21 protein-coding genes are annotated in these 20,251 nt (G+C 41.6%); 8 read left to right on the forward strand and 13 right to left on the reverse strand.

Features of this window, described 5'->3' with window-relative positions; genetic code table 11:
- The first annotated feature begins 10 nt into the window (after window positions 1-10).
- The 5 genes from LPTSP_RS02195 (at window position 11) to LPTSP_RS02215 (ending at window position 4,185) form a co-directional block, all read left to right on the forward strand.
- Window positions 11-613, forward strand: coding sequence for an LIC_11883 family protein (locus LPTSP_RS02195; protein WP_108927210.1), 603 nt, complete (start codon window positions 11-13; stop codon window positions 611-613).
- Window positions 610-1,464 (forward strand): DUF2797 domain-containing protein, encoded by an 855-nt coding sequence (locus LPTSP_RS02200; protein WP_108927211.1) that lies wholly within the window; start codon window positions 610-612, stop codon window positions 1,462-1,464. Before LPTSP_RS02195 ends, LPTSP_RS02200 begins: the two co-directional genes overlap by 4 nt.
- 8 nt (window positions 1,465-1,472) lie before the next feature.
- Complete coding sequence (locus tag LPTSP_RS02205; RefSeq protein WP_108927212.1) at window positions 1,473-2,336, forward strand: M48 family metalloprotease; 864 nt, start codon at window positions 1,473-1,475, stop codon at window positions 2,334-2,336.
- A gap of 98 nt (window positions 2,337-2,434) precedes the next feature.
- Window positions 2,435-3,625 (forward strand): DUF2157 domain-containing protein, encoded by a 1,191-nt coding sequence (locus LPTSP_RS02210; protein WP_108927213.1) that lies wholly within the window; start codon window positions 2,435-2,437, stop codon window positions 3,623-3,625.
- On the forward strand, window positions 3,622-4,185 hold the full coding sequence (locus LPTSP_RS02215; RefSeq protein WP_108927214.1) for a GDYXXLXY domain-containing protein: 564 nt from the start codon (window positions 3,622-3,624) through the stop codon (window positions 4,183-4,185). Before LPTSP_RS02210 ends, LPTSP_RS02215 begins: the two co-directional genes overlap by 4 nt.
- Here LPTSP_RS02215 and LPTSP_RS02220 read toward each other — a convergent pair.
- From LPTSP_RS02220 to LPTSP_RS02240, 5 genes are all read right to left on the reverse strand, one after another.
- Window positions 4,157-5,035 (reverse strand): NAD(P)-dependent oxidoreductase, encoded by an 879-nt coding sequence (locus tag LPTSP_RS02220; RefSeq protein ID WP_108927215.1) that lies wholly within the window; start codon window positions 5,033-5,035, stop codon window positions 4,157-4,159. The two genes, LPTSP_RS02215 and LPTSP_RS02220, sit on opposite strands and share 29 nt — an antisense overlap.
- A gap of 45 nt (window positions 5,036-5,080) precedes the next feature.
- A complete protein-coding gene (mce, locus tag LPTSP_RS02225; protein ID WP_108927216.1) occupies window positions 5,081-5,830 on the reverse strand; it encodes a mammalian cell entry protein Mce in 750 nt (249 codons plus the stop codon).
- A 67-nt stretch (window positions 5,831-5,897) separates the two neighbouring features.
- Window positions 5,898-6,665, reverse strand: a complete 768-nt coding sequence (locus tag LPTSP_RS02230; protein ID WP_108927217.1) for an ABC transporter ATP-binding protein — start codon at window positions 6,663-6,665, stop codon at window positions 5,898-5,900.
- 1 nt (window position 6,666) lies between these two features.
- On the reverse strand, window positions 6,667-7,446 hold the full coding sequence (locus tag LPTSP_RS02235; RefSeq protein WP_108927218.1) for an MlaE family ABC transporter permease: 780 nt from the start codon (window positions 7,444-7,446) through the stop codon (window positions 6,667-6,669).
- Between the two features lie 5 nt (window positions 7,447-7,451).
- Window positions 7,452-8,852 (reverse strand): hypothetical protein, encoded by a 1,401-nt coding sequence (locus tag LPTSP_RS02240; RefSeq protein WP_108927219.1) that lies wholly within the window; start codon window positions 8,850-8,852, stop codon window positions 7,452-7,454.
- A 40-nt stretch (window positions 8,853-8,892) separates the two neighbouring features.
- Here LPTSP_RS02240 and LPTSP_RS02245 point away from each other — a divergent pair, with 40 nt between their 5' ends.
- The gene (locus LPTSP_RS02245) at window positions 8,893-9,948 is read left to right on the forward strand and encodes a D-alanine--D-alanine ligase (RefSeq protein WP_108927220.1); all 1,056 of its coding nucleotides are present in this window, start codon (window positions 8,893-8,895) and stop codon (window positions 9,946-9,948) included.
- Window positions 9,949-9,984: 36 nt separating this feature from the next.
- Here the strand turns inward: LPTSP_RS02245 and metW are convergent, their stop codons facing one another.
- From metW to LPTSP_RS02260, 3 genes are all read right to left on the reverse strand, one after another.
- Entirely contained in the window at window positions 9,985-10,596 is a 612-nt protein-coding gene (gene metW / locus LPTSP_RS02250) for a methionine biosynthesis protein MetW (protein WP_108927221.1), read from the reverse strand.
- Complete coding sequence (metX, locus tag LPTSP_RS02255) at window positions 10,593-11,708, reverse strand: homoserine O-acetyltransferase MetX (RefSeq protein ID WP_108927222.1); 1,116 nt, start codon at window positions 11,706-11,708, stop codon at window positions 10,593-10,595. Before metX ends, metW begins: the two co-directional genes overlap by 4 nt.
- Window positions 11,709-11,825: 117 nt before the next feature.
- Entirely contained in the window at window positions 11,826-13,130 is a 1,305-nt protein-coding gene (locus LPTSP_RS02260; protein ID WP_108927223.1) for an O-acetylhomoserine aminocarboxypropyltransferase/cysteine synthase family protein, read from the reverse strand.
- A 334-nt stretch (window positions 13,131-13,464) separates the two neighbouring features.
- On the opposite strand from LPTSP_RS02260, the gene impL63 reads away from it, so the two are divergent.
- Window positions 13,465-15,141, forward strand: coding sequence for a cytoplasmic membrane protein ImpL63 (gene impL63 / locus LPTSP_RS02265; protein ID WP_108927224.1), 1,677 nt, complete (start codon window positions 13,465-13,467; stop codon window positions 15,139-15,141).
- Here the strand turns inward: impL63 and LPTSP_RS02270 are convergent.
- From LPTSP_RS02270 to LPTSP_RS02285, 4 genes are all read right to left on the reverse strand, one after another.
- Window positions 15,138-15,899, reverse strand: a complete 762-nt coding sequence (locus LPTSP_RS02270) for an RsmE family RNA methyltransferase (protein WP_108927225.1) — start codon at window positions 15,897-15,899, stop codon at window positions 15,138-15,140. The genes impL63 and LPTSP_RS02270 overlap by 4 nt on opposite strands.
- Window positions 15,900-15,905: 6 nt before the next feature.
- On the reverse strand, window positions 15,906-16,424 hold the full coding sequence (locus tag LPTSP_RS02275; RefSeq protein WP_439956976.1) for a zinc ribbon domain-containing protein: 519 nt from the start codon (window positions 16,422-16,424) through the stop codon (window positions 15,906-15,908).
- Between the two features lie 5 nt (window positions 16,425-16,429).
- Complete coding sequence (gene fcpB, locus LPTSP_RS02280; RefSeq protein ID WP_108927226.1) at window positions 16,430-17,254, reverse strand: flagellar-coiling protein FcpB; 825 nt, start codon at window positions 17,252-17,254, stop codon at window positions 16,430-16,432.
- Between the two features lie 125 nt (window positions 17,255-17,379).
- On the reverse strand, window positions 17,380-18,675 hold the full coding sequence (locus LPTSP_RS02285; protein WP_174704414.1) for an AAA family ATPase: 1,296 nt from the start codon (window positions 18,673-18,675) through the stop codon (window positions 17,380-17,382).
- Between the two features lie 81 nt (window positions 18,676-18,756).
- Between LPTSP_RS02285 and fliN the strand changes: the two genes are divergently transcribed.
- Entirely contained in the window at window positions 18,757-19,275 is a 519-nt protein-coding gene (gene fliN, locus LPTSP_RS02290) for a flagellar motor switch protein FliN (RefSeq protein WP_108927228.1), read from the forward strand.
- Between the two features lie 49 nt (window positions 19,276-19,324).
- On the opposite strand, the gene LPTSP_RS02295 is transcribed toward fliN, so the two are convergent.
- On the reverse strand, window positions 19,325-20,251 hold the full coding sequence (locus tag LPTSP_RS02295; RefSeq protein WP_108927229.1) for an SPFH domain-containing protein: 927 nt from the start codon (window positions 20,249-20,251) through the stop codon (window positions 19,325-19,327).

The following is a 20,251-nucleotide window of genomic DNA, read 5'->3' on the forward strand; positions in this document are numbered from 1 at the left end:
AAGTGATATTATGAGAACCGGATTCGCTGTTATATTCTGCTTTTGTTTTTCATTCTCTCTTTTGGCGGAAACTGAAAGAGGAGAATGGAAAGAATACGGCCTGAAAGAGGTATTAGGCCGTTTGAAATTTTATGCATTCGCTAAGATTGCCCAAAGTGTGCGCACCGGAGCTTCTTTCGACCAAGAATTGTATGTAAAAGAGACTCCTTGTGGGCAAGATTTTCCAAAATTAGAAGGAAATTTCCAATGCGCATTACTCAAAGTTTCTACATTAGAGGATAAGTTAGCAGAAAGTTCGGAGCCTACAACTCCGAGCGTTGCCTCTACTACGAACGGTTTGACTCCGGCAAGAACGATACCTCCTCTTCCTATAAAAGCAAAATGGTATGAGGGGAGAACTCTCGCCGGTAAAGGTGTACTTTCTCTTCCAGGAAAAGAAGGTCAGAGTGAGTTGAAATTATTCTATCATACGGATGGAAAGCTAAGTCATTATCACTACGAAGATAAAATAGTGGTTTTTGACTGGAAAGGCCAGGAGTTAAGCACTATTCTAACCGTAAAAGTGGATCATATATTAAGACCACTCGGCGGTAAGGAATATTTTTTTCCATGAAAGAGTTCTCTTCCGGTTTCCTACGAATGATGGACCATGAAGGTATCAACCCGGTTGAATATATCTGGGTAGTAGCTTCCTATCCTTCTTCCGAATCCGGAAAACAAGAGGCTCAACTTGTTCCTGCAAATTTTAAGATCGGAAGTCTTGTAGGTAAAAGAGTAAAACTGGAATTTACCGGAAAGATCCGCTGTGTGAATTGCGGAAAGGTCACAAGTAAAAGTTTCAACCAGGGAAGTTGTTTTTCCTGCTTCCAGACTTTAGCGGAGAATGATCTATGTATTCTTCGGCCTGAGACCTGTCATTTTCATTTGGGGACTTGTAGGGAACCTGAATGGGGAGAAGGTTACTGCTTCCAGAAACATACTGTATATCTTGCGAACACAAGCGGTTTGAAAGTGGGGATCACCCGAGAAAAACCGGTCTCCAATCGTTGGGTGGATCAGGGCGCGCAAGAAGCGATCCCACTTTTAGAAGTTTCTTCCAGAAGGGATGCGGGGCTAATCGAAAGACAATTTACTACTGTCATAGACGATAAAACCAAATGGCAGAAGATGGTAACAGAGGATTCGGGGACCTTCGACCTAGTTTCCAAAAAGAAGGAACTCCTGGAAGTATTGGATTCCTGGGATTTGGGAGTTCCCTATACGGAATCCGAAGAACTGAATATTACAAAATTAAGTTATCCTATTTTAGAATATCCCAAAAAATCCAAATCGTTTTCTCCAGATAAGGAGAAAGAAATCGATTCCAAATTACTCGGTATCAAAGGACAATATCTTTTGTTCGAGGATGTAGTTATCAATATCCGCGCCTATGGCGGTTACGAAATCCGTTTGTATTCGGAGTGAGTTGTCCTATGAATAAAACTTCTATTCGCAAATATTTTCTGGTCCTATTTTTACTTTTCAGTCTCCAAGGCTGCGGCTGGATGGTGGACCTTGTTTTTCCTCTGGATGTGGACCGTTTTTTAGGAGAACAATTTTACAAGGCCGCAGTAACAGGCCAAGAGCACGGTAAAATTTACAAAGATAAGTCTTTGGAAAAATATCTACAATCTATCGTGGATCGCATCTTAAAATCAAAATCCATTCAATACAAGGATGAATTCAAATATAAGGTAACCATAATAGACGACGATAAAGTGATTAATGCGATCTGTGCGCCCGGCGGATACATTTTCGTATATACTGGACTTCTTCATTTTGTAAAGAATGAGGCAACCTTAGCTGGCATACTTTCTCATGAGATCGCTCACGCCGAAAGAAGGCATTCTACCAAACAATTATCCACGAATCTAACTTTATACTTTGGATTGTATTTTGTGCTCTCCTATGTGCTTGGTCCGGACCTGGCCGCACACGCGGCGGATATCGCGGGACTTTCTACAAATCTATTGGGTCTTGCAAATTCACGTTCTATGGAAGAAGAAGCGGACGAATACGGTTTTGGCTATATGAGATCAACTCCATATTATCCCGGAGCGATTGCGGATTTTTTCAAAGATATCCAAAAAGAGAAGAAGGTAAATCCTGAGTTAAAGGGGACCGATATTCCTTTGGAAAAATATTTGAGCACTCACCCTTTAGACGAGGATCGAATTTCAGCAAACGAAAGAAGGTTGAAAGAAGCGGGAATTGGGACGCCGAATCAAAAGTCTTTTTTTAAAGAAAGATACCGCAATAATATAGAAAAGTCTTTGGGAACCAAAGAAGAAGACTAAATCCAGTTCGCCAGAAGCGGCCTGCGCCGGCCGATCTATTGAACGGCATAGAAAGAAAGGTTGACTGATTTTTCTTCTAATCCGATAACCTTTGCGTCATGAATTGGAAGAAAAAACTAAAAACTTGGGTGGATTCCGGACTCATTAGCCAGGCTCAGGCAGAGTCCATTCTCAAATTCGAAGATTCTAAAAAAATTCCTTACGTATTCTATTCCTTTTTAGCCTTAGGAATCGTAGTCATTGGACTCGGAGTCATCGCAATGGTGGCTGCTAACTGGGATAAGATTCATTATTCTGTAAAACTATTCACCAGTTTTACGATACTTTCCGGAATAGGGATCTCGATCCTTTACTCTCAAAGAAATGAGATCTGGAATGATACAATCCGATATCTTCTGGTTTTACTTCTTTGTGCATTATTTTTTGCGAATATTGGTTTAGTTTCGCAGATCTATCATACGCAAGGAAAATTATACCAGGCACTTTTACTTTGGTCCGGGATTACGATCTTACTAGTGATCATGTATCCGGGTAGGGTCCTACAACATCTATGGATCGCGGTATTCAGTTCTTCTTTTTTAAGTTGGATAGACAATCATCCGGATATCGATTGGAAGGAGAGAAGTCATTATTTTTCTCTCTTCTTCTTTGTGGCTTCCTGGGTCTTTGCAGGGGTTGCGATCTTTACGGAGAGAAGGTTGGAAACTAAGGAGAGTAAAACTTCTATCCTAGTGAATCCGTTCTTACTTTGGGCTTTCGGATTTTTTATCACTTCTTCTATTTGGGGAAGTTTTGAGACCCGCGATATTCCGAATTTAGACCAAGATCTTGAATTTTCCAGAAGGTACGATCTTCCTTTCTCTTGGTATTGGCCTTTACTTGTTCCAGTTCTGTTGATCGCAGTCTCCCAAATTTTCAGAAGGCGTTTCTCTCGCAGAAAAGTTATCTTATTTTCCATTGCCGGAATATTTTTGGGATTTCTGAATTATCCTCAGGTATTCCATTCGTATGGAAAATATCCAGCTATGATATTTTTCTTTTTGGCTTGGATACCGTTTACTTTCTTATTTTTCGAATCCAGAAGGTGGTTCGATCTATCATTGTTGATTTTAGGTGTTCGATTCGTATCAATCTATCTGGAAGTATTCGGAAGTTTGCTCGCTACTGGAATCGGGCTAATCATCTCCGGAGTGTTTATATTAGGTTTCAGTATCTTAGTATTTAGGATGAGAGAAAAGATCAGAAATGCCGCGAACCAACTCTTTCAATCGGAGGAATTAGGAATATGAAAAAGTTAACCATTTCGGTCGTTGCAGTATTCTTACCAATTCTCGTTTTAGCCTCGGTTGCCTTAGAAAGAGAATTCGATCTTAGGAATGGGAAAGTTTTGATCCTCCCGATTACAGGATATGATCCTAGAGATTTGCTTTCAGGACATTACCTAAGGTTCCAGATAGATCGAAAATATTCAGACGATGTTTGTCAAAAAGGAGATTACGTTTCTTCTGCGGTAGACTCGGCGGCAGCAAGCACAGACGGAAGTTCTAGGTTAACTAAAAAGGAAACCTGCGTTTGTTTCGATTCCAGAGAACCTTCTGAATATGATGTACGTTTTTATTCGGATTGTAACGAGGTTAAAAACGATACTAGCTGCTGGAATTATATCAAAGGGGAATGTAATTACGGAAACTTTAATTATCCTTTCCGCAAATACTATATCCCGGAAGAGGGCGCCCAAAAGTTAGAGGAAAAACTCCGAGAGCCTGGCGCCAAAATCCAATTGAGAATAGATGAAAAGGGAAATGGCCTCATCGAAAAGATTATTTGGCCGGAGGTATCTTCGCAGTAATATCGTTTAGGCTGCAATAGTCCTTTTCTCCCAGACCCGCCTCCATCCCGGAGCGGTAGATCTCATCTAGTCCGGAACAGAGTGGCAATTTTGTTCCGGATGTTTTTCCTAAAGAGAGTGCATGTTTGAGATCCTTGTACATATTCTTGAGAGCGAAATGAGTCTCATAATTTCCTGAGAATACGAATGGAAACTTGAATTCTGAAATTCCGGACTTGGCAGCGGATTGTTCTAAGATAGATTTAAGGATAGAAGGATCTATACCTTGGTCTTTTGCCAAAGAAAAACCTTCCATATATACTTGGAAGATCCCGGCTTGAACCATATTCAATGCGATTTTCGCTTTCTGCCCATCTCCGACCTCTCCGCAATAGACAGTGTTTTTTCCGCAAATCTCAAAGATAAAATGTATCTCTTGGATACTTTCCTTGGATTTTGCTCCTACCATAAATAGGATCTGACCGTCTCTCGCAGCGTTTTTGGAACCGGTCATTGGAGCATCTAAGAAATGAATATTCTGTTTTCTGAATGTATCGTTTAGTTTAAGTGTAAGAGAAGGGGAGGTGGTCCCGACATCTATCACATATTTTGCATTCGTTTCTAAAAACCCGGAGGAGAATACTGACTCTTCTACTACCTGATCTTCTGTGAGGCAGAGTATTATAATTTCTGAATTTTTGACTGCCTCTTTAATATTTCCATGGATGGACGTATTATCAGATTTCAGATCTTGGATCTTTTCTGGATTACGGGCGTATAATTGGAGAGAATGACCTTTGGAAGAGAGATTATTTGCGATCCCTCTACCCATAATTCCTGTACCTATGATTGCAATTTTACGAGAAGACATACGGAAAGTTTCCCGCAAAGAGCTGCATTTGGCAAGAAAAAGGTTTTAGAAAGAGCTGAGTGCCGCGCGGATAAAGCTTGTGACCGGAGCCTGCTCTCTGGTATCTTCCAGGCCTTCTCTCAATTCTCTTAGGACGATCTGCGCATCCGTTAAAACAGTATTCACATTCGTATGAAGATCGTCTCTATTAATGAGCCTACCTAAGGTTCCGTCTCCGCTATTGATCTTAGTAGTGATATCTGCAACGTTAGAGAAAGTTTTTCGGATATCTCCTCTGTTTTCTGCGATTAGCTCGGAAAGAGAAACGAGAGGATCCTGCAATACTCTTCCTTTTAAGGAAGTCGCACCTGTTTTGTAATCAACAACTTGGAAGGTCCTTGGTGCACCTTTCCCTTCTTCCGTGGATTCGGAAGTTCCCGGATCTATGGAGATGACTCGGCCGGAAAGCAAACTTTCGTTACGTATTGCAATATCATAATTTTCGTAAAGACGTACTGGTTCTTTTAGAAGAATGGTGACTTCTACCCTTGTAGCGACTCCCACTTCTCCTGCCGGCAGCACAGCTCCATTCTCGTCGATTTGGATGAGTCGAATACTAGAAACATATCCGAATGGCACACCTTGCACGGTGACCTTGTTTCCCACCTTGATTCCTTCCGAGTTTTTGAAATTGATCTTTAGGAATTCACCCCGTTTTTGAACAGGTCCTCCTTCGGTCATTACGGTAAAGTAACCGACTACGACCAAGGCAACGGAAAAGATAGCACCTACTAAAAGATAACGAAAGGATTTCATTTAGGATCCAAATTCTTACTATATATATCGGACTTTTTATCCAGAATATTCTCTTAGGACCCAGGTTTCAATTCTTAGTTTCCAGAATCATCGGTCCTTTGGTATGTCCATTGATAAACTGACGGATGAATTCGTTCGAAGAATTCTGCACTTCTTCCGGAGTTCCAGTAAACAGGACCTCTCCACCATAAAAAAATGAAATGCGGTCGGCTATCATATAAGCGCTGGACATATCATGGGTGACCACTACCTGGGCGGCACCGGTTTCCTTTTTGATACGAATAATCAGCTCGTTGATCACGTTCGACATAACAGGATCCAGACCGGATGTGGGCTCATCATACAAAATAATCTGAGGATTAGAAGCGATGGCTCTAGCAAGTCCTGCTCTTTTTTTCATACCGCCGGAGATATCGTTCGGATAATTGTCCTTTGCAACGGTCATATCCACTAGTCTAAGTTTTTCGGCGACGATACGTTGGATTTCTTCTTCCGGATATAGTTTATGTTCTCGCAAGGGAAGGGCAACGTTATCGAAAACAGTCATCCAGTTGATAAGGGCTCCGGACTGGAATAGAACTCCCATTTTGGAACGGATCTTTTCCCTTTCAAGGATGGTTGCACCTGAAATATTTTCGCCGAAGATCCTACATTCTCCCGCATCCGGTTCCAAAAGACCTGTGATATGTTTTAAGGTGACCGACTTTCCAGTTCCGGAAGGTCCGAGTACCACCATTGTTTCTCCTTTTTTTACTTGGAGATTCATTCCTTTTAGGATCTTTCTCTGACCGAATGCCTTGTGTAGGTTTATGATTTCTATAGCGTATTCTTCCATCTTATTCCCTATAAAAGAGGGCCGTGATCACATAGCCGAAAAAGATAACCATCAAAAAGGAAGTTACTACGGATTCTCTCGTTGCCCTACCAACACCTATTGCACCACCGTAAGTTCTCAAACCATGAGAGCAGGAAATTGCTGAGATGATCAGGCCAAAAACATAACCTTTGAATAAACCGGTATACAGATCCTTAAGGCCGGGAATAGAAGTAATCCTTTCGTTCACATCTTGGAAATAGACGATATATTCTATCCCCAATTGAAAATGTCCGACTAACGCTCCGCCCAAAATTCCCAATATACTGGAATACACACAGAGAACGGGAACCATTAAAGAAAAACCTAATACTCTTGGAAAGACCAGAAATCGTACCGGATCTATGGACATCACTTCAAGTGCGTCGATCTCTTCCGAAACTTTCATTGTACCGATCTCAGCGGCGATCGCAGAACCGATGGAAGCGGCTAAGATGAGTGCGGTCATAAATGGGGACATTTCACGAGTGAGAGTGATCGTAAGAAGAAGACCGATCTGTCCTTCTGCGCCGAAATCTTTCAACCCCAAGCCGGTGTTCAAGGTCAGAAGCATTCCAGTAAAAACTGCGACCACCGAAACTACGAATAAACTTCCGACTCCCGCGATGAACATTTGGTCTAAAATTTCTTTCCGCTTTTCGACGGTAAATCTTAGGTTTAAAAAAGTTTCCGCGATCAGAACGATCGTATAACCTGCGGCGTAAAGAGTATCGTTCGCTTTTTCTTTAAAGGAATCCAACATTTCGATTAGAGCCTAATCCACCAAAAAATCTGCACTGTGGTCTTATCCTTACTTCTTTCTAATCCGAATAGACCGTATAAAAATTGATAAGAAGTTTTTTCCGGAGTAGAGCTGTATTCCACAAGTAAAGGTATATGGATATGCAGTTCTTCTTCGTTCCATCTCTGGGTATAAAGTCTCATTAAAAAAGAGAGCCTTTTTTCTCCATTGGACAATTTTTGATACTCAACAATGGACCAGACCGGGTCCCAGATCCTTTCCACAAGTTCGGATTTTATCGGAAATAAAGAAAGGAAATTCCAAGTCAGGTTGCCTTCTCTGTCTTCATGCCAACGGAAGAATGGCCAGAGCTTATAATAATTGTCTTCTCTTCCCCATTGAACGTAAGTCCTATTGGTTCTCCACCAAAATGGGATAAAATAAGTTTCGGAAGATTTGAGATGATGACTATCAGTACTCAAGCGAAAATAGAATGGAGTGAAAAATCTGGTTTCCTTGTATGCGAATCTATAATAACCGTAAAAAGGAAATAAAATTAACTTTCTGTAATCTTCGTCGTCGTTCTGACCGTATTGAAAAAGAAAAAATAGAACGTTCAGATCTTTTTCATGCGTCCTTTTATCGTATCCGTAAGAAAACAAAGATCCTAAAACAGGAAACCACAGAAAGGCTCTAGCTTTCATATTCCCGAATTCGGAATCTTTGGAAAGGTAGAATGGCCAAAACATTTTATAAGTAAATGGTTCTCTTTTATCTTCGTTGATACTTCCCCATTGGATAAATGGCCAAAGCACAGAATAACGTTCGTATTTTCCCTTATGGATCTTATGAGAATAAAAAGGTAGGATCCTCAGGTCACTCCTGACTTCCGAACCTCCCCACATGACGAGTGGCCATAGTATCCCATGGGCATTATAGTTCTTGTATTTCCAATTGGAATACAGAGGGAAGAGAGCAAAATTCAGTTCCGAATAACTGGCCTTACCTCGGAGTCTTCCGAATAGGGGAAAAAATCCGAAATAGGATTCTCGTGCAGTTTCTCCCTTTCCCCAAATCAGAAGAGGAGATAGAGTGTCCTCGTCCCATCCTAGATCGTCGTGGTAGGTTTCTGTTCCGCTAATGAAGAATAAAAAGCTCCAGACCCGCCAATAATCCGTCTTTTCGGAATAATAGATCGGGAATAAAAATGTATCATATCTATAATTAGATTTGGTTTCCTTATATGTGGAGAAGAAGGGTCTGAAGATCTGTTCTTCTTCCCCCAATCTTTTTTCGGATTGGTATAAGAACCAAAATTGTTTGTATTCGGAAGGATAAGGAGAAACCGGTTTGAAAGGGTATTCTGAAAATAGGCTTTCCGTACAAACTAGGAAGAAAAGGATCAGTACTAGATTCTTATTTATCATTCTTCCCAGAAAATCCTAAAAGCAACAGGGGATTAGATCATTGAAAATTGCAGTCTTATTCGGCGGAACTTCCACAGAACACGAAATTTCCCTGCGCACAGGCACTTTCATAAGTAAAACTTTGTCTGCCATGGGACATTCGGTCAAACCCATTCTGATTTCCAGAGACGGCAGATGGGTGATCCCTAAAGAATATCGACCAGAGTTCCCGGAAGGAAATTCCAAAAATCCGGAAGAGTATTTAAGAGAATTCGAAGAACTTCATTCAACGAACGCCGGAGCATTCTCCTCTTTAGATTGTGATGTAGTATTTTTAGGATTACATGGAACCAGCGGAGAAGACGGTTCTGTCCAGGGATTCTTGAAAGTACTCGGAATTCCATTTACAGGTTCCGATGTAAAAGCATCCGCATTGGCAATGGACAAGGTCAGAGCCAATCGATTGTTCCAACTCGCAGGAATGTCAGTCGCTCCCTTTTGGGAATTGAGAAAAAAAGAATTTTCTGAAAATCCGACTTCGGTCGAAAGTTTTGGATTAGAATATCCACTTTTTTTAAAGCCTGTAGAAGGCGGCTCTAGTTTTCATACATTCAGGATAGAAGGACCAGAAGATTTACGTAAAAGATTGCCTGAATTCTTCGATGCAGAAGATCATGCGATCTTACAAAAATTCTTAAAAGGTACAGAAGTTTCCTGCGGAGTCTGGGAAAAGAAAGAAGGTTCCAAAAGAATTTTAGAAGCGCTTCCTCCTACAGAGATCATTCCGGGAGGAGAATTTTTCGACGTAGAATCCAAATACAAACCTGGACTTTCCCAAGAGATTACTCCAGCTCGTTTGCCGGAAAAGATCATCTCAAAAATCCAGGAACAATCCATCCTTGCTCACAAAACACTCGGATGTGAGGGTTATTCTAGAACGGATTTTATAATCGTGGGAGAAACTCCATTCGTTTTGGAAACAAACACGTTACCCGGAATGACAGAGACCAGTCTAATTCCTCAACAGGCAAAAGCTGCGGGTATTCCTATCCAAACATTGTACCAGTCTTTGATCGATCAGGCATTGGAAAGAGCAGGGAAGATCCCAGTAAGTTAATTGGTTTTAGGTCCCGTTTGTAGGAACTTCTACATTTTATCGAATTTGAAAAAGCGCGAGCTTTGCAAAAAAGTTCGGACTGAATTTTACCTGTTTTAGATCGGTGAAGAATGCTCTGTCTTCCACAGTGAAACCTCGAATATCGCAGAACTCCTGAAAGTCCAGAATGGAAAGAAAATGTAAGTTAGGGGTATTGAACCAACGATAAGGAAGAAGGTCCGTCACAGGGGTTTTTCCTTGGAATAGGATACGAAAACGAACTTCCCAATACCCGAAATTCGGAAAAACGATGATCACACGTTTACCGATCCTTAAACATTCCTTGATAATATCACCGGGATGTCTAGTCTCTTGGATGGTCTGGTTTAAGATCACATAATCAAAACGTTTGTCTTCATGATGACTTAGGCCTTCGTCTATATCTCCGTGATGGACATATACACCTTTGCGGATACATTCTACGATTGCGTCTTCGTCCTTTTCGATCCCTTGTCCTCTGATCCCTTTTTGTTTTAAAAGATAGAGAAGGTCTCCATTACCGCAACCTAGGTCCAAAACTCTAGAACCAGGTGAGATCACATCCAGGATATAAGCAAAGTCCGGTCTTTCTCTTAGAGTAGTGCTACTTAAGATCTTAGAATCTATCATTCGTTCACCGGCATATTTAGAAAACCTCGGATTACATCCTCTTGTCTTTGGTTAGGAAGAAGAAAACTATCATGACCTTCGTTCGTAGTAAGCTCCACATAAAAAACTCTCTTATCGGAAGCTTCTAAACTTTTAACAATCTCTCTCGATTGAGAAGGAGGGTAGAGCCAATCCGAACTATAAGAGACTACTAGAAATCTACATTGAGCAGGACTGAGCGCCTTAGTAAGTTCTTGTCCTTTTCCCAAACTAAAATGATCAAGTGCCTTGGTCACATAGATATACGAATTCGCGTCAAAACGATCTACGAAACTTTCTCCCTGATAGATTAAATAACTACCCACTGCAAAGTCTGAGTCCGAGTTTAAGAGGTTTCCTCTAGGCGGGTTCCTGCCGAATTTTTCTCTCATCTTATGGTCGGAAAGATAAGTGATATGACCCATCATTCTTGCCAAAGCAAGACCTTTTCTAGGAGTAGCATTGTCCTCGTACAATCCGTTATTCCAATTCGGATCGGAAAGGATTGCCTGTCTTCCTACCTCGTTAAAAGCGATCTGCATTGCGGAGTGTTCAGGAGAAGAAGCTAGAATAATACAGTTCTCTAAAGCATCCGGATAAGATATACTCCATTGCAAAGCCTGCATTCCACCCATGGAGCCGCCTGCCACACAGAGCAATCTTTGGATCCCGAAGGATTCTACCAAAAGTTTTTGAGCCGCCACCATATCCTTAATGGAAACGAAAGGAAAGCTGGAACCATAAGGTTTACCGCTGACCGGATTGATACTCATAGGTCCGGAAGAACCCTTACATCCGCCGATCACATTAGAAGATATTACAAAATATTGATTCGTATCAAATGCTTTGCCTGGACCGATATACTCGTCCCACCAACCCGGACGTTTTTCTCCATCAGAATGAAAACCCGCCGCATGAGCGTCGCCTGAAAGAGCATGGCAGATCAGGATTGCATTGTCTTTATTGGGAGAAAGTGTTCCGTAAGTTTCATAGGCTACTACGGTAGGGGAAAGAACTGAGCCGTTGTCCAGGCGTAGATCCCCCAGCACTGCGGTTTTTGGTTCTACTATGCCGACGGATTGTTTCGATCCCATGATTTAAGTTCCAAATAACTAAGCCACTTTCCTTTTTCAGACGATCCCAAACAAGTTTAGGAAAGTAAAAAGAGAAAGTGGCTGATTTTTAGACGATTTTTTGGACGGAGTCGGAAGTCACACCTTTTTCAGTGCTTCATCCAGATCCGTTATAATATCGTCTATATGCTCCAGACCTACGGAGAGTCTGATAAACTCAGGAGTCACACCCGCAGCCAATTGTTCTTCCGGACTCAACTGTTGGTGAGTAGTAGAAGCCGGATGGATCGCAAGTGATTTTGCATCTCCAACGTTTGCAAGCAAGGAGAATAATTCCAGGCCGTCTATCAACTTCTTCGCTTCCGGAATTCCGCCTTTCACTCCAAATCCGATGATCGCTCCGAACAATCCTCTGGTATGGTATTTTTTAGCCAGAGCATAGTTTTTATCGGTAGGAAGACCAGGATAGTTCACCCAAGTCACCTTAGGATGTTTAGAAAGATACTCTGCCACCTTTTGAGCGTTCTGAGAATGTTGAGTGATCCTCAGAGGAAGAGTTTCAATCCCTTGCAGGATATTGAACGCATTGAAAGGAGAAATTGCAGGTCCCAAATCTCTTAAACCTTGGACACGAGCCTTGATGATGAATGCAATATTCACTCCACCAAAAGGTTCGAACTTACCGAAAACATCCCAGAATTTTAGGCCATGATAGCTTGGATCCGGCTCAGTGAAGTTCTTAAACTTACCGTTCCCCCAGTTGAATTTACCTGAATCCACGATGATCCCACCTATGGAAGTTCCGTGACCACCCAAAAATTTGGTTAAAGAGTGGACCACCACGTCCGCACCAAAATCGATAGGACGAACCAGATAAGGAGAAGGTAGGGTATTGTCGATTACCAGTGGAACCCCTGCATCGTGAGCAACTTTCGCAACCGCTTCTATATCCAGAGTATCCAACTTAGGATTTCCTAAGGTTTCTGCAAAGATCGCTCTAGTCTTGTCATTGATCGCTTTTTTGAAATTTTCCGGATTGGACTGGTCCACAAAATGAACTTTGATCCCAAGTTTAGGAAAAGTATAGTGAAGAAGGTTGTAAGTTCCTCCATAAAGGGAAGAAGATGCGACAATCTCCTGTCCAGTTTCTACTATATTCAAAAGTGCTAATGTTTCCGCAGATTGGCCGGAGGCGGTAGCAAGAGCAGCAACTCCTCCTTCCAATGCGGCAACTCTTTGTTCTAAAACGTCTGTAGTTGGGTTACCGATCCTGGTATAAATATTACCGAATTCCTGGAGACCGAATAGTCTCGCAGCATGGTCAGTGTCCTTAAAAACGTAGGACGTAGTTTGATAAATTGGGACTGCCCTTGATGTGGTTGTAGGATCCGGGGCTTGTCCTCCATGAAGAACAATTGTTTCTGGTTTATAGTTTCTTGCCACGCTAAAGACTCCTTTTTACTGATCGTAGAAATTTACTCTACAATGTCTATCTAAAATTTGATAAATAGGATAAAATAATCGTTATAACGGATATTTTTGAAATCTGGGCCGAATTTAAATTTATTTCCAAAATCCATCCCTTAAGAAATGAAATCTCGAGGATTTTGGAAAATATTTTCTAAAATACGAGAAATGTTCCTGTTTTATTGGTTTTTCAACGGAAGGTTCTGATAGAATCGGTTAGTCATTTAGATTCCATGTATTTAATACGATACTAGTGGTACTATTTTTGGATGAATTGAAATACGGTCCGCGGAGAAATTCCGGCTCAAATATGAAATTAAACTTTTTGAATTTATTTAGAAAATCTCTCATACTTCCGGGAATTCTACTTCTCTCCCTTTATCTAGTACCGGGCGAAGAACTTGAGGCGCAACTCTGGATGCCTCCTGGCAGACAATACATGCAGCCTCCTGATCCGTTCACGTTCGATGCAGGGGTGAACAAGTTTAATAACGATTATTATCTATATCTTGCTCCTACCTTAAATTTGAATTTTGGGGGAGAATTCGGACTATCTCTCACTGCTCCAATGAACTTTCTCGCATATGACCAGGATCCGAAAGATCCTACCTTAAAAGTAGGAAGTATCCGTAAGATTGACTACGACCAAAAAAGCGATTATCTTAGGCTCATCAATAATATCTGGTATGGGACTTACGGACTTTATAAACCGGGAGAGACAACCTTCTCCTTTTTTGCAGGAAAACTTTTCGATGGATACATTGGACACGGAACCATAGTAAACCGTTATGTGAACAACCAAAGGATCGACATTTATAATGTAGGTTTGATGGCTGATTTTAATAACGATTATGGGGGAGTGCAGGTATTTACAAACTCTGTTTACACCCATGAGATAGGTGCAGCCAGAGGATACGTTCGTCCGTTTGCAATTGCATTCAAATTATTTGATCTATTTACCGGAAGATCCCAGTTGTTCGGAATGTTGCAGCTTGGACAAGGAAACGTAGCGGACGAAGCCGGTAGAAAAAAAGTTTATGAAGAAGCTGGAGTAGATCCGGAAGACAGAGAGAAATACAGGGCCTTAGTGGAAGACCAAAAGACCCATCAGATGAGAGAGGAAATGATCCCTATCGAGAAAAAGCCTGAATCTCGTAAGGAAAAACTAAAAGAGTTCTTCAATCAGGACAATTTCGCAAATAGATTTTCTATCGGATATACAACCGCATTTGATACAAAGGCTCCCACCCAACTTGCATTCGATACAACAGGTCGTTTGCGTCTGGATTCCAATAATAATCCATTGGTAGAGCAGTCTGAAAAATTAGTCATCCAAGGAATGGATGCAGAATACAAACTCATTAGCACAAAGTATATCGAGATCACTCCTTACTACGACGTTAACACGATCAAACTTTTAAACTCTAAAGGAACTCATACAGGAGCGATGTTCCGTTTCGGTGGAAAAGATATCTACGCTAAGATCAAGCCTGAATACAGGAATATGGACGCGAATTATATTCCAATGTACTTCGACAGCTTTTACGAGATAGAAAGATACCAATCGAACATTAATTCCCAACTTCCAATGACCAAACTGGAAGCTGCTAAACTTATGGATCCGGATGCTGCAAGGTTGAAAGGATACTTTACTTCCGTAGTATTTAATTTTTACAGAGTCTCCTTAGAAGCGAATTATGAGAATTATTCAGGACCGAATAACTCTAGGATCTTTGTAGGTCTGTATTTCCCGATCGGTTCCCTCTTTATGATCTCCGGATATTATACACGTAAGAACTTTGATCAGAATAAAGACGCCTTCAAGGTGGATGATAATTCTGTCGGAGCGATAGAAGCCGCTCTGAACCTAGGATTTATTGCAATTAGGGTTCAAGATATCCGCAGATGGGTGTACGATAGCACTTCGAATAGTTTCCTAGCCCAAGACGAGCAAAAGGTTCTATTCTCTAACTCTTTGTCCTTCTAATCTAATCGAGGGACAGAGTTTTCCCATTGAGAAAGAAAGAAGGACACTGCCTGTTCCGATCTCAAAACGGAACAAGAAAGCCTTACCCCAGGAATATTTGATTTTCTGAATATTTCCAGTTCGGCTTTTGTCCAACCTGGTTCCGGTCCTACCAAGATAGAATATTCTTTTTCCGGCAAGGGGTTAAACTCTTGGATTGATTTTCCTTTCTTATCCAAATAAAAAAAATTACGCGAATTAGAAGCTACTATCTCCGAAATGGATCCCTTCTTCTCAAAACTAGTCTTTTTACCAGGAGGAACAAATCCAAGTTCTAACTTGGGAAGAAAGACATTCCCACCTTGTTCCATTCCTAAGATCAATTTTTCTTTACTATTCTCTTCCTTCCAAACAGGGGAGGTGAGGTATTCCGTTCTCGAAAGAGTTGCAAGTCTAAATTCTAAACTCGAAACTCCCCAGACACCTGCAAGTTCTAGGATCTTTTCCACAGTCGGAGGCCTTTGGACCGAGACGATTAGTTGAACAGCTGGACTTCTCCTTTTAGGTCGGAGGATGGGAGCATAAGATCCTAATATTTCTTCGGTAGAAGTTTTCAGAATTTTAAAGGTCCCTAAACTAGTATCCAGGAGCCCAGCCTTGATCTTATCTCCTTCTTTCTTTTGTAGAACCTTTAGAATATGAGTGATCCGATCCTTATTCAAGATCTTGAATTTCCCAGAATCTGTTTCCTGAGAGGGATCCAGTAGAAGATAATTCATAAAAGTTTAAATTTCTACTTGGGGAGCTTTGTCTTCTTCCTCATCATGAGGAGTAGGAACAGAAGGTTCCTGGGTCTCCGAAGGATTCCAATTAGGAACAGAATCATTCCAGTTTTGGGAAGAAAAGAAACAGGCTCTTGCGATCCCGATCAGGATCAGAATGAATAGAATATATTTTGCGAGTAGTGGACCGAACCCGGTGCGGCGGGGATCATTATAATTTTCGAATGATTGGGGACGTTCTCCCGGGTTTTGCCAACCATGGGATCTGTTCTTACTGAATTTGGATTTAATGAATTCGAATTTATCTTCTAAGAAACGAAAAAATCCCCGTGCTGAACGGGGACTCTGCGCTCTGGAGTCTCCTCCGGGGAGATCGTATCTTCCGCCTCTAAAACTGGCCGGGTCTTCCGGATCAAAAACGAAAGAATGATAACATCTAGGACACCGAACCGTCAGTTTTCCCAAATCCATGGGAATCCTGAGTTCGGTGCCGCAGGAAGAACAAGGAAGAATATACCGCACTTAGCTTAGTATTTCAGGGATTCCTTGAGCGTGTTTACGTTCTCTTTATAGTTCTCATTACCCAATTGGTCGTTGTAATCGAAAATTTTGGTAAACAATCTGTCGAATGAATCCAAATGTTTAATGTAGAACGTCTTTTTGAAAGAGTTACGAATAGGGTGAGTCTTGGTGTTTTCTACGTTAGCAAGAACGTATTTACCAACACCTTTTTCACTAGGAGTTTCAGGACGACCACCTTCAGGATAACCGTTCTTTTGATAGAATAGTTCGATCTTGTCGTTATGTCCTGGTTGATCATTTGGAGCCCTGTCGATGATCTCGGAAACCGATTTATCTTCGATTAGGAAGTTATTCTTATAAACTTTGCTTATAATTTTGCTGATTTTGCGAGGAGGTTCCATTCTCGGATCCGGATCGTTGGTGTTCGGTCCTTCGAAGTAGATTTCCATATATTTGGAAAGTCCACCTTGAACAATTTTACCTTGGCCTCGTTCCTCATCCTTAATGAAATCGTAAACTTCTACACGGATACAGTTGTTTGCTGCATCTTCTTGTGCGTTGCTATTAGCAGGCACACATTCGTCGTTGTTGGCTTTTCCTTTGAAAAGAACAGTTCTGAATGGAAGAATACGTACTTTCATTTTCATGAGTACTGTATGACGTTTTAGTCTCTCGTTGAGAGCAGATGCTCTCTGATCCAGACCTTTTTCCGTATCAAGGATAGCTGCGCCTACTTGAGCATCTTCCTTCTTTTGGGCTTGGTTGTCTTGAGCGTTGAGTATGCCTGCGATTGAAAAAATTGCCAGGCAAAATGCGATTTTGCGTTTCATTGTACCCTATTTCCTTGGTCTCTTCTGCGTTTGGATTTCCCGAAAGTCGAGAATACCCTGTCTCTAGTATCGGTAAAATAGACTCCCGATTAAATCGAAGGCTTACATTTTCGTACGGAAAACGTTTATTTTCCAGATTTTGAACTCGTTTCCAGATACAGTTCATAGGGGGGAGGAGTCGGTTTCAATCCTTTTTCGATCAGATTGGCGGCCCATCTTCTTTCTACAAAATCGCAGAAATCCCTTAAATCCCGGCCGGAATGCGATCCCAATCGTTGTGAAATTGTTAAACGCTCAGAATCCCGTAAATGTTTAGCATAATTTCCTAATATCGCAGCCCTTTCTTTTTCGTTCGGTAGCGGGAAGAATACAGATCTGTCAAATCTGGAAACCAAGGCCTTGTCCAGGTCCTGTTTTCTGTTCGTGGCGCCTAGGGTGATTGATTTTTGCCCCCCTTCGAAGCCGTCCAGTTTTCGCAATAATACGGATAGAATGTTCCGGGTCGCCTCAAATAAGCCGTCATCCCTGGACCCGGCCAAGGAATCGATCTCATCTAAAAACAGAAGACAAGAAGGGAAGAGGGAGGCCACGTCAAAGACATAAGCCATGTTCTGGGCGCTTTCCCCATAATATTTACTTAAAATAGATTCCACTGGCACATAGATGAGTGGGATCTCGGTCATGCAGGAAATCACCTTTGCCATGGTGGTTTTTCCTACCCCTGGTTCTCCTTCTAAAAGGATTGCCCTTGGTTTTGTCCTTCCGGGGAATTTACGGGTGAGTTTGGAAAGTTCCTCTAGGGTTTCAGGAGATTTGAGAGGAAGTATAATGGATTCTAAAATTTGCCTTTTGACATCTTCGTAACCTGCGATGGCCTCGAATGTCATCCAGTCTCCCTTCTTCTTTGCTTCTATTGGATCGAATACATCTATTCCAAGTCGGAGCAGTAATTCTTTCGGGTTCTGGACGGATTCTTGTTTGGAAAGTCTGAGATATTTAAATAGATCTATTGCTGAAAAAATTTCCTCTCTATGGAAATCTCCCTTTTTTGTGATCTCTATTTTGCTCTGGTTCCTTCCCGAATAGAAACGGAATTTCGCATTATCTAGAATGTTTTTGGTCTCGAATAAGTTCTCATTCAATGCCTGGAGGCAGACATATCCCGGCTCGAATGTATGGATCCGCAGATTTTCTATATGATTACGAACGATCTGGATACAATCCAAAAGTTGGCCCTTGTCCGCGCCTGGGATGGGAAATTCTATTCTGAGATCTTTTTTGTCTGGTACAAATGCAGGAAGTTCGGGATCTTTGACACCTAAACCTTTTAGTTCCGAATAAAGCAGGTTTTTTGCCTGGGTGAAATCCAGTATATTTCCGGAATTTCGGGGGACTGCAGGGGTCAAATCTTCAGGTTTCATTCTTTCTTCCCTAGAATTTCTCTTGTATAATCTTTCGGTTCTGTCGAAGAATTTAGAAAGAACCTTTGGAGGCAAGTCCTAATGGGTGAAGGCTCCCTTTCACAAGACGATATAGACGCATTACTAACCGGAGCGGGTCCGGGAGGTGGGGCCGGAGGCTCTGCTGATTTTAATCTAAGCGGAGAATTGGATTCCCTATTAGGAGATTCCGGTGGTGGGGCAGGTGCTTCTACAACTCCTGCTTCCGGAGGCACTCCTTCTTTCGCAGATATTGCTGCGGCCTTGGGACCTTCTTCTACTCCTGCTCCTCCAAAAGCAAGTGCTCGTTCTAGTTCTGTTTCTTCCAATACTGCAAACCTAAATCTTTTACTAGATGTAAATGTTGCACTTACTGTGGAATTAGGCAGGACCAACATGTTCATTAAAGATGTTCTAGGTCTGAACGAAGGCGCAGTAGTAGAACTAGACAATGCCGTCGGAGAAGATTTGGATATTTTAGCAAACGGTAAACTGGTTGGGAAGGGAAAACTGGTTCTATTGGATGATTACTACGGAATTCGAATCACCGAGATAGTAGATCCTTCTAGAAGAATGATCTAAAGGAATATTCGTATCCGGAAAAACTTCCGGATACGGTCGTCTGAACTTCTTAAGCTTTTTTGTCCTCGTTTCCGAGTACTGACTTCATCACAGATTTAAAATTAGATAGGTTCAATGGAAGAACAAGTTCTGTTCCGTCCTGTCCGATTTTTTCTACCTCTTTGATAAATCTCTGAGCGATCCTGAGTTTTACCGCTTCTTTTCCACCTTTCGTTTTGATGGAAGAGGCAAGTAGTTCTATCCCTTTTGCGGTTGCAGTCGCGATGGATTCAATTTCAGCGGCTAGACCTTCTGCCTCATTGATCCTTTTTTGTTTTTCACCTTCGGATTTGTTGATTGCTTCTTCTTTAACACCCAAGGAGCGGTTGATCCTGGAATCTCTATCTCCTTCGGAAAGAGAGATTTGTGCCTTCTTGGTGATCTGCGCTTTTTTCTCTCTTTCCATTGCTTCGATAATGGATTTAGGAGGAGCGATGTTTACTATCTCGTAACGATTTACTCGGACTCCCCAAGGTTCTGCTGCTTGGTCCAGCACTTCTAAGATCTTGCTATTGATCACTTCTCTGGTCTCGAATGTAGTATCCAGATCCATGGTTCCAATGATCGCTCTCATAGTGGTTTGTACCAGCTGAGTGACAGCGAATCTATAGTCTTCTATCCCGTAACTTGCTTTCTGAGGATCAAGAACTCTCAAATAAAGGATACCGTCCATCTCTACCTTAACGTTGTCTTTTGTGATACAAGTTTGAGGGGGAACGTCGATTGCCTGCTCTTTTAGAGTATGATAGTATGCATCATAATCTATAAAAGGAATGAGAATATGAAACCCTGCATGAAGGGTCCTGCTGTATTTTCCGAGTCTTTCTATAATGATACATTCCTGAGCGGAAACAATTCTCAAGGAACGATAGAGTTTATAGGCTAAGTAGAGTAAAAACCCGAGCCAAAATATCCATAAAAATAATGAAACAAACAT

The organism is Leptospira johnsonii, assembly GCF_003112675.1.
Taxonomy (GTDB): Bacteria; Spirochaetota; Leptospiria; order Leptospirales; family Leptospiraceae; genus Leptospira_B; species Leptospira_B johnsonii.

What these genes read in the sequence shown, in the direction of transcription:
- LPTSP_RS02195 (WP_108927210.1), top strand. Translation starts at nt 11, where the DNA reads ATGAGAACCGGATTCGCTGTTATATTCTGCTTTTGTTTTTCATTCTCT.
- LPTSP_RS02200 (WP_108927211.1), top strand. Translation starts at nt 610, where the DNA reads ATGAAAGAGTTCTCTTCCGGTTTCCTACGAATGATGGACCATGAAGGT.
- LPTSP_RS02205 (WP_108927212.1), top strand. Translation starts at nt 1,473, where the DNA reads ATGAATAAAACTTCTATTCGCAAATATTTTCTGGTCCTATTTTTACTT.
- LPTSP_RS02210 (WP_108927213.1), top strand. Translation starts at nt 2,435, where the DNA reads ATGAATTGGAAGAAAAAACTAAAAACTTGGGTGGATTCCGGACTCATT.
- LPTSP_RS02215 (WP_108927214.1), top strand. Translation starts at nt 3,622, where the DNA reads ATGAAAAAGTTAACCATTTCGGTCGTTGCAGTATTCTTACCAATTCTC.
- LPTSP_RS02220 (WP_108927215.1), bottom strand. Translation starts at nt 5,035, where the DNA reads ATGTCTTCTCGTAAAATTGCAATCATAGGTACAGGAATTATGGGTAGA.
- mce (WP_108927216.1), bottom strand. Translation starts at nt 5,830, where the DNA reads ATGAAATCCTTTCGTTATCTTTTAGTAGGTGCTATCTTTTCCGTTGCC.
- LPTSP_RS02230 (WP_108927217.1), bottom strand. Translation starts at nt 6,665, where the DNA reads ATGGAAGAATACGCTATAGAAATCATAAACCTACACAAGGCATTCGGT.
- LPTSP_RS02235 (WP_108927218.1), bottom strand. Translation starts at nt 7,446, where the DNA reads ATGTTGGATTCCTTTAAAGAAAAAGCGAACGATACTCTTTACGCCGCA.
- LPTSP_RS02240 (WP_108927219.1), bottom strand. Translation starts at nt 8,852, where the DNA reads ATGATAAATAAGAATCTAGTACTGATCCTTTTCTTCCTAGTTTGTACG.
- metW (WP_108927221.1), bottom strand. Translation starts at nt 10,596, where the DNA reads ATGATAGATTCTAAGATCTTAAGTAGCACTACTCTAAGAGAAAGACCG.
- metX (WP_108927222.1), bottom strand. Translation starts at nt 11,708, where the DNA reads ATGGGATCGAAACAATCCGTCGGCATAGTAGAACCAAAAACCGCAGTG.
- impL63 (WP_108927224.1), top strand. Translation starts at nt 13,465, where the DNA reads ATGAAATTAAACTTTTTGAATTTATTTAGAAAATCTCTCATACTTCCG.
- LPTSP_RS02270 (WP_108927225.1), bottom strand. Translation starts at nt 15,899, where the DNA reads ATGAATTATCTTCTACTGGATCCCTCTCAGGAAACAGATTCTGGGAAA.
- fcpB (WP_108927226.1), bottom strand. Translation starts at nt 17,254, where the DNA reads ATGAAACGCAAAATCGCATTTTGCCTGGCAATTTTTTCAATCGCAGGC.
- LPTSP_RS02285 (WP_174704414.1), bottom strand. Translation starts at nt 18,675, where the DNA reads ATGAAACCTGAAGATTTGACCCCTGCAGTCCCCCGAAATTCCGGAAAT.
- fliN (WP_108927228.1), top strand. Translation starts at nt 18,757, where the DNA reads ATGGGTGAAGGCTCCCTTTCACAAGACGATATAGACGCATTACTAACC.
- LPTSP_RS02295 (WP_108927229.1), bottom strand. Translation starts at nt 20,251, where the DNA reads ATGTTTGTTTCATTATTTTTATGGATATTTTGGCTCGGGTTTTTACTC.